The organism is Pontibacter rugosus, from assembly GCF_042678745.1.
Lineage (GTDB): Bacteria > Bacteroidota > Bacteroidia > Cytophagales > Hymenobacteraceae > Pontibacter > Pontibacter rugosus.
On record NZ_JBHTLD010000367.1, the window covers coordinates 1 to 2,492 of the forward strand.

General features: G+C 45.8%; 2 protein-coding genes. Both read left to right on the top strand.

Translation table 11 applies throughout. From position 1 onward, the window contains the following. Positions 1-22: 22 nt before the first annotated feature. Positions 23-751: a gliding motility-associated ABC transporter permease subunit GldF gene (gene gldF, locus ACFQ2O_RS21190; protein ID WP_377532808.1), complete on the top strand. Its 729-nt coding sequence runs from the start codon at positions 23-25 to the stop codon at positions 749-751. Further along, positions 745-2,436 carry a gliding motility-associated ABC transporter substrate-binding protein GldG gene (gene gldG, locus ACFQ2O_RS21195; RefSeq protein ID WP_377532810.1) on the top strand — a complete coding sequence of 564 codons (1,692 nt, stop codon included), beginning with the start codon at positions 745-747 and terminating at the stop codon, positions 2,434-2,436. Before gldF ends, gldG begins: the two co-directional genes overlap by 7 nt. Positions 2,437-2,492 lie beyond the last annotated feature (56 nt).

Genomic DNA, 2,492 nt, shown 5'->3' on the forward strand with positions numbered 1-2,492 from the left:
CATGATTTTTAATTGAATTAAAATGTTCGCAATCTTAAAAAAAGAATTTAACGGCTTTCTGAACTCGCTGATAGCTTACATCGTGATTACGGTGTTTCTGGTGGCTATTGGCATGTTTATGTGGGTGTTTCCGGAAAGCAGTGTGCTGGAGTATGGCTTTGCCGACATGCAGGCGCTGTTTAACATGGCTCCGTGGGTTTTCCTGTTCCTGATACCGGCCATAACCATGCGTACCTTTGCAGAAGAGAAACGCGAAGGCACTATTGAACTGCTGCTCACAAAGCCGATTACTGACCTGCAGCTTATACTTGGTAAGTACTTTGCCGCATTGCTGCTGGCACTGTTTGCGCTGCTGCCAACGCTGCTTTACTATTATTCTGTTTATGAGCTGGGTAACCCGCAAGGGAATATAGACTCCGCTGCCGTGGTAGGCTCCTACTTAGGTTTAGCTTTTCTGGCTGCTGTTTTTTGTGCGATAGGTGTATTTTCATCTGCTATCTCAGATAATCAAATCATCTCTTTTGTGATAGCGGTTTTCCTTTGCTTTATCATATACACAGGTTTTGAGTCCATTGCTTCCATCCCTATGTGGGGCAGCTTCAGCTATTTTATAAGTCAGTTGGGTATTGCCTACCATTATTCGGCAATAAGCAAAGGCCTGGTAGACTCCAGAGATGTGTTATACTTTCTGACTGTTATTGCCATTATGATTTTAGCCACTAAACTGGTGTTGAGGAGCAGAAAATGGTAAAGGAGCAAAACAAAAGCAGACGCAGCAGCGATATACTTGTCTTTCTGGCTTGGGTAGGTGGGCTAATCCTGCTGAACATTCTGGCTGCTAATTTCTTCTTCCGCCTGGACCTGACCGAGGATAAGCGCTACACCATTGCCCCGGTTACAAAACAGATGTTAGGCAGCCTGGAAAATGAAGTAGTGGTGGATGTATACCTGGAGGGAGATTTCCCGGCTGGCTTTAAAAGACTGCAACAGTCTGTGCGTGAGACGCTGGACGAGTTCAGGATTTACGCCAATGGCAACCTGCGCTATAATTTTATCGACCCTTCAGCCATATCAGATGAGAAGCAAAGAATCGCTTTTTATACTTCGCTGGCTCAAAAAGGGATAGTGCCTGCAAACTTACGTGCAACAGAGGATGGAAAGCAGGTGGAGCGACTGGTGTTTCCGGGTGCCGTAATTCGTTATCAAGGCAAAGAAACAGCCGTTAACCTGCTCAAAGGAAATCTAGCTGCAAGCCCTGATCAACGCCTGAACCAATCAGTAGAAGGAGTGGAGTACGAAATGGCTACCGCTATCCGTAAGATGGCCTTTCAAGGAAATAAGATCATTGGCTATATAACTGGGCAGGGGGAACTGGAGCAGCAGCAGGTTACAGACCTGCTAGGTTCGCTGCAAGAGTATTACCGTGTGGCCCGTGGCGAGCTGGATCAAATTCCGTCACTAGATGGCCTGGACTTGATAATTGTGGCCAAACCAACACAGCCATATTCTGAGGCAGATAAGTATAAAATCGATCAGTTTATCATGAAAGGCGGCAAAGCAGTCTTTTTCGTTGACCCACTGAATGCCAATATGGACAGTGTAGGGGCAGGAGGCATGTTTGCCATTCCGTATAACCTCAACCTCGACGATCTGTTTTTTCGCTACGGAATACGCCTGAACCCAACCATGATCATGGACCTTAACTCAGGGTTTATACCTATGGTAACAGGCTACCTGGGAGATAAGCCTCAAACAGAAATGATTAACTGGCGCTTTTACCCGTTGCTTAACAACTTTAGCAAACACCCCATCACCAGAAATATTGATGCTGTATATTCTAAATTTGTAAGTACAATAGATACGGTTAAAGCAGAGGGTATACGTAAAACACCTTTGGTTTATACTTCTAATTACTCGCGCATACTAGAGCCGCCTGTGCCACTCTCTTTAGAAGAAGCCCGGCTTGATGTGAAACCAGAACAGTACCAGGCGGGGCAGCAGGCAGTGGGGTATTTGCTGGAGGGGAAATTTACATCGCTGTTCCGCAACCGCCGTGCCCCTGGAGGCGTGCAGGATAAAAAGGTGCAGGAGCAAGGCGTAGATACAAAAATTGCCGTTTTCTCTGATGGCGACCTGGTGCGAAATGATATCAATGCACGGACAGGACAGGCTTATGAACTTGGTTTTGACAGGTATAACAATGTTACTTTTGCCAACAAAGAGTTAGCCATCAATACGGTACATTACCTCCTCGATTCTGAAGGGCTGATAAATGTACGCAGCAAAGAAATAGAGCTAAGGCCACTGGATAAAGTACGGGTGCGGGAAGAGAAAACATTCTGGCAACTCCTGAATTTGGTGACACCTATTCTGCTTTTAGGAATTTTCGGGGTTAGCCGCTACTACCTGCGTAAACGGAAGTATGAGCGCTTCTAAAAATTATGTCTCTGTAACCTAGCGTGCCGCAAAAAGGAGAGGCAAAAGACTTAGGA

Excerpts from the sequence above, each read along its gene's own strand:
- gldF (WP_377532808.1), top strand. The coding sequence starts at position 23 with ATGTTCGCAATCTTAAAAAAAGAATTTAACGGCTTTCTGAACTCGCTG.
- gldG (WP_377532810.1), top strand. The coding sequence starts at position 745 with ATGGTAAAGGAGCAAAACAAAAGCAGACGCAGCAGCGATATACTTGTC.